At 66.6% G+C, this 6,334-nt stretch carries 2 protein-coding genes and 1 pseudogene; all 3 read right to left on the bottom strand.

The features are described from left to right. Positions 1 to 146 precede the first annotated feature (146 nt). Positions 147 to 374 (bottom strand): AbrB/MazE/SpoVT family DNA-binding domain-containing protein, encoded by a 228-nt coding sequence (locus DLJ49_RS20495; protein ID WP_115395373.1) that lies wholly within the window; start codon positions 372 to 374, stop codon positions 147 to 149. A gap of 546 nt (positions 375 to 920) precedes the next feature. Continuing rightward, positions 921 to 1,334, bottom strand: a pseudogene (gene cas1, locus DLJ49_RS20490) (CRISPR-associated endonuclease Cas1); the annotation flags it as partial. Between the two features lie 43 nt (positions 1,335 to 1,377). Next, the gene (locus DLJ49_RS20485) at positions 1,378 to 5,775 is read right to left on the bottom strand and encodes an HAD-IIIC family phosphatase (protein ID WP_255566809.1); all 4,398 of its coding nucleotides are present in this window, start codon (positions 5,773 to 5,775) and stop codon (positions 1,378 to 1,380) included. Positions 5,776 to 6,334 lie beyond the last annotated feature (559 nt).

Genomic DNA, 6,334 nt, shown 5'->3' with positions numbered 1-6,334 from the left:
TCCGCGCATCACCATCCCGGCCAGCGGCGCCATGTCAGCCGCACGAACAGGCCTGACAAAAGAACGCACTCGATCACATGCCCCGACGATCAGAAATTCCTTGCAAACCGAGCGGCATCCACAAAAGGACGTTGGAATCCAGAAACCTATCGCTCATGCGCCGCGTCGCGGCTCAGGCGGGCCTCGGCGGGCAGCCGGCCTCGGAACCGCGCAAGATCCGCCAGAATCTCGTCCGGCCGCCGCCGGCGCGAGACGGTCAGCCCCCGGTCGTCCGCGCGAAGATCGATCTGGTCGCCCTCTTTCAGTCCGAGCTCGCGAACAAGGCCCGCGGGGAGGCGGACGGCGAGAGAATTGCCCCATCTGGCGACCTGCAACGTCTCGATCCCCTTCTGGATATACATCTTCTCCTGTGTATCCATAGGGCGTTGTGCTTTCAACAGTGCGGGCCTGCCCGCCCCGACCCGACGACCGCCCCGCGCACTCGGCCCATCGCGTCGGTATCCAGGGTTGCCGGGCAGAACGGCTGGGTGCCGAATTTTCGAGATTGGGGCCTGTTCCATCCCGACGGCAAGGGGCGCGCGCGTCGTATTCCCGGCGGGCTTTGTGTACCCTCTTGCAAAGTGTCAAGAGGTACGCCACGACGTAGAGCACACCGCCTGATTCACTGTGGTCTCGCTCCTGACATTGACTCAATATCAAAGGGTTACGCTGTCTCGTAGCGGGTCCTCCAGCCGGACGAAGGAGACCGACAGCGGCGAGCTCGACAACCTCAACGCCATCGTCAGCGGGTCCTCCAGCCGGACGAAGGAGACCGACAGCTGGCGATGGGCTCCCCGGCGCTTCAACATGCCGAAGACCCGCGCCAGAGACTGGGGCAGCGGATATCGTAGCTGACCAGATGCAAGGGGCGCGCCACGGCTTCACCCCGTGGGCAGGGGAACGGCCAGCCGGGCGCGTCCGCCACGCAGGCCAGAGGCCAGCCGCGCGGCACTGCGGGTGATGGCGTCGCGCCAGCTCGTCTCGGTCTCTCCGTCGCGGAACCGGGTCGACAGCCGTTGCTCGAGCAGACCGAGGGCGCGGCGCCGTCCCTGATCGGTCAGCCGAACGCCGCCCTCGCCCTCCATGGCGAAATCGTCTGCCGCAAACCTGCCCTCGTTGAGACCGGCGAGAACGGCGGCATCCACCACCCCCACGCGGAACGGCTCGACGATATCGAGCGCGAGGGCGGGCCGCCCTGGGCGCTCCGCATGATACATCCCCACGGCCGGGTCCAGTCCGGCGCCGCTCGCCGCGCCGGCGGCCATGCCGGTCGTGACCGCGTAGAGATACGAAAGAAGCGCGGCGGTCGGCCGGGAGGATCACGCACGGTGCAGCCGGCTACGAGACAGCCTTCGTCAGACCAGCGACGAGGTCGTGCAGCCGTTGCCGGACTTTCGGCGTCGACAACAAGGAAAAATGGTCCGCCTCGACCCTCAGGAGTTTGCTGGCCTCGGAGATCTGCTCTGCCGGGATCGCCTCGGTCCACGAGGATAGCGGGCCGGGAACGCTCCCGTTGACGATGTGCACCGTGTTCCCGACCGGCTGCGTTCGGTGCTCGGTAAGTAGGTGCAGATCGCGCTCGACGAGAGGAGCGACGTAGTCCGCGATGTCAGCGGGGGAGATCGACCCGCTCGCGGCGCGCGTGCCGATCTCGGCCCGGACCAGGTCCCTGAGCGCCGCGGCGTCGGGAACATGTTTTGGCCGGATCGGATCGAGCAGGAGCACGTCGCGCGGCGACAGCGCCGTGCCGTCGGTCTGTCGCGCCATTTCGAGCGCGATCGAGGCGCCGAGAGACCATCCGACGAATACGGTGCGCTCGCCTGACACGGCCCTTCCCCTCAGCCGGTCGACATAGGTGGTTGCCACATCCGACAGCTTGCGCGCGCTCGCATCGGCCTTCCTGTTGAGCCCGATGGCACTGACGCCTTCGGGCAGGTCGGCGACCAGATGCGCGTAGCACTGACAGTCGCCGCCCGCGGGATGCACGAAGACGACCTGCGCGTCATCGCCCTCCTTGAGCAGAGCGACGTCGTCGTCGCGGACAACTCCGGCCCTCTTGCTGTCGATCCCATGGGCAAGGCTGGAGAGCGTTCTGCCGCCCAGCAACTCGTGCAGATCGAGCGAGACCTGCATCCGCGAACCGACCTCCGAAAGGAAGGCGACGGCAGAGAGCGAGTCGCCCCCGATTTCGGCGAAGGAGAGATGCGGGTCGATGGCACGTCCGGGGAGAACCTTCTCCGCCGCGGCGCAGAGGCACTCGAGCGTCGACGTGCTGCCCTTGGACGGGTCGGGCGCGTCCCGTTGCAGCGTGGGGTCGTGGAAGGCGGCAAGCCCCTCGGGAGTGGAGAGCTCGCGTGCGATCCACTCGTGGAGGCCACGGTCGACGCCGGTCGGCTCCGGCGTCTCGCGTGCGGGCGTCGCGGGCGCGTCTGGCTGCGGTTCCTCCACGAAGTCTCGCCAGTCCATCGCGGCGAGCCGGTCCACGCCGATGCGGCACGCCGGGCTGTCCATGACGCCGATGCGATCAAGAAAGGCCGACATCGGCGTGTTCCTGTCGGTCGCCTCGAACTCGAAGGCGAGACGGTCAGCTCCTTTCTCGCGGGCAGCCTCCGCCAGCAACCGGGCCAGGCGATACTCGACGCTGCGTCCCAGCGCCCGGCAGCTTAGAAGAAGGTGTGTGACACGCGCTTCTCCGTGAGTGACGGGGCCCAGGGCGAACAGGCCCGCGTTGCCGTAATCGCCGAAACGGTCGCGAACATGCAGCATGAACGCCGCGAGATCATCGCGCGCGCCCATGAGGGTCGCCGCATCGCAGAACCGGCCGTTGAGATTGAATTGGGTGACCCGGCGCGTCATCTGCTCGGCGCGGGGGGCACTCTTCTCGTCGACGGGTGCGACGGCGAGCTTCAGCTCGAGATCGTCGATATAGTCCACAAGGCTTGCCGCGCGGGCCCGGTGGCCCGCGCGGGCCACCTCCTCGCGGTATCGCGAGGTGCGGGCCGCGTCCTCCGCGGTTTGCTGCCCGATGTCCAACGGCCAGTAATGCGCGAGGAATCTTTCCAGATCGACGTCCTGCGGCAATTCGAGCGTCGTCACCTCGGGCACCAGATGTCGCATTTCCGCGCATTCGGCGGGGTTGTCGTCGATGAAGACGAAGGAGGACAATGACAGATCGAGTTCGCGGGCGAGGTCTTGCAGGTTGTGCGCCTTCGGCTGCCAGTTCACCTTTGTCGCAACGAGGTCCTCCTCCCGCAGGACCATCTCGGGTCGCTCACGCAAGACCGTTCGCACGAGTCCCTCGTCGTTCTTGCTGGCGAGCGCGATCAGAACGCCGCGCTCTCTCTGGTTTCGAAGGAAGCGCTGCAGGGCGATGTGCCGGCGCCCCATTCGAATGCCGTCAGGCCCTGCTTCGCCAAGGATACCTTCCCAGAGCGTGTCGTCGCAATCGACGGCGATCACCTTGTGCGGGCGACGGTCATGGAGGTGGATCAGCCGGGCCGCTTCGTAGGCGACCCGGTCGAAGAACGCCGGACGATACGGAATCCGGCCGGCCCGGTATCCGTGAATGTCGATCAGCGACGCAACGTCGAGACACGGATCGTCGAAGCCCTGACGCGCATCGATCGTGCAAAGGCCGGCAATCTTGCGCAAACGGTCATGGAGGGCCGAGAGCGCGCGTGGCTCGGCATGCAGGGACGGGCACAGAACCGCGATGGTCAGGCCATGCGACCGGGCCACGTACCCCTCGAGCGCGTCCCCGACCGCGGCGCAATAGTGGTCGGCCTGGCCGACCGTCCAGTCCGGATCGGGATGGATCATCACGATCTGGACATCGTGTCGGGAAGATCCCTGAAGTCTCTCCCCGCCGACGAGAGCCTCGATGACCTGCTCATGTCCGATCCGGTGCACGTCGCGAGGCCAGCGCATGAAATTCGCCCAGCTCTTGAGCCGTCCGGACATCGGCGCGTCGGTGAAATTGGCGAGCGTCGTGATGCGATGCGGATGAGCGCCCGGGCGCTCCAGGAGTTCGGTCAGACCGAGTGGGCCGGAGACGAACGCCACGCGCCGATAATCGAAGAGCGGCGCCGGTTTCGGGGGCGAGACGAGGAGTTCTCCCGCCTCGACACGCCGAGCTATCGCGGCGTCGAGGTCGTCGACGGCCTCGCAGGTGTGATAGAGCGCCACGGACCGGCCGATTTGCCTCTTCACCGCCTCTCCGCTCACGAGCTCGATTCGTTCCCCGGTTTCGGTCCGGACCATGCAGAGATCGGCGTCCTGGAATCGGTCCCTGATGATCGGCGATACCTCGGCCACGCGGTGGATGCGTTTCAGGTGGTCGACCGCGGTCTGGATATCGGAGACGGCATAGCCGAGGTGGTCGATCGTCGGATCGTCGTGCCGTCGCGCATGCTCGGCAAGGTCCCCGACCGTCGCGTCCGGGTCTTCGACGGATCGTCTCGCGATCTGTTGCAGGGCATCTGCCAATGACGCGATCGTGGTCCGGGAGAACAGGTCGGTGTTGAACTTGAGGGTGCATAGAAAGCGGCCCCCGATATTCATTGCTTCGAGAGCGAGCTCGAATTGTCCACTCTGGATCCGCAAGTCGACGAAACGCGGCCGGCTCGACATTCCGGGAATATCGAGCGGGCTTTCGTCGCCGATGCGGCGAACGATCTCTGCATTGTGGTGGACGAAGAGCGTCTGGAATACCGGTGCGCGACGACGGTCGCAGTCTTCCGCCATCGCTACTATATGAGCGGTCGGAACGGCGCGATGCCGTGCAAGACGGAGGAGCTTGCGTCGCACCGTGCCGAGGTACCGACCAAACGAAGCGCCGGGCGCCAGCGCGGCGGCAAACGGCAAGGTGTTGCTCAGATTCGCCATGAGCTGGCGTTGCGATCGCGTGCGATTATGAAAGGTCGTGCCGATGGCGAAGTCGCACTGGCCATCGCTGAAGCCGTGCAGGGCCGTGGCGAACAGGGCCAGCAGCGGCGCATGCGCAGAGCCGTTCCCCAGTTTCGTCAGGCGGTCGGTCGTCTGCGGATCGAGTGAAAACCGGAGCACATCCCCGTTGAAGGTCTGACGATCCGGGCGGGTGCGGTCATGCCGGACGGCAAAATCGCGGATCGATTTCAGCTCTTCGCGCCAGAAGCCGCGGGATTTTTGGTAGGCTTCCTGCTCGGGATACGCCGCAAGCGCGTCCATGGCCTCGATATACGTGTCCGGCGTGGTAACGGGGACGTCCTGGAGGCCGGTTTCAAGCTGGGCAAGGAGCAGATCCGCCGAGACCCCGTCGAAGATGATATGATGGACGCTGAACAGGGCGAGGAGCTCCTGCGGCGCCTGCTCTTCCCCGAGCGTGATCAGATCGAGCCGGCAGCATCCGCGCGCGAGGTCGACGGGCTGGCGGGCGGCGGCCTCCAGCGCCGCAAGAGGATCGGTGTCTCCCGTCAGCTGCGTCTGCATCACCGGCAGAGGCGCGCCCGGGAAAATACGCTGGCGGACGCCCGCGGGAGTTTCCTCGAACCGCGCCGTCAGTGACGGGTTCGCGGCCGGCAGGCTCTCGAAGGCCATCCGAAGGCGCGCGGCGTCCTCGAGGCTCGGGCGTTCGAGTCGCAGCGCGATCTGGATCAGGTAGGCTGTCGATGACGGATCGAGCCGCCAGAGATAATACATCGCCCGCTGGGCGGGGGCAGTCGGCGTCTCGAAAGACTGGGGGGCGCTCGGCTTGGACACGGGCTTGTTGGACCTCGGCGTTGTGGGGGAGGCGTCTCCACCTGCGGTGCAGGCGCGATGTCACCGCTCCGTGCTGCCACCTTCGGGCGGCAGCCCGGACGGCGATTCTCGCCGATCTCCTGCACGGTGACGGTCGCGATCGAACCGCGCGACGAGGCGGCAAAAACCGGGCGTTCGCATGACGATCACAGGTCGGTACCGGTGCCGGATCCCCGGCGACAGGGGCGCGCCGGGCCCGCGGGGCGCGCCGTCGCCCGGGTGGGGTCCGCGCGGCGCGGGGATCGCGCCTCCCGGCATCCCGGTCGGCCGCCCGGAGGCGCCCGGGGCGCGCCACGCGATGGGTCTTGCACGAGCGACTCTCGCGTGGCACACGTCGTGTCATTCGCAGCGAGGTCGCGCGCTAGGCGCTTGATTTCACGGGATGGCTGACGTTCCTGCCGCCGGAGCCAAGATCCAGAAAACCCCGTGAAATCAACGCTTTGGACCGGAAGAGTCGGTCCGGAGCCGGTGTGCGACACAGGCTGCGACACAAAAGTCGCGTCGAGGTCGCACACATGGT

Origin of the sequence: Rhodovulum sp. 12E13, assembly GCF_003340565.1 — a bacterium.
GTDB lineage: Bacteria > Pseudomonadota > Alphaproteobacteria > Rhodobacterales > Rhodobacteraceae > HLUCCA09.
This window is presented reverse-complemented; position numbering and strand designations above follow the sequence as displayed.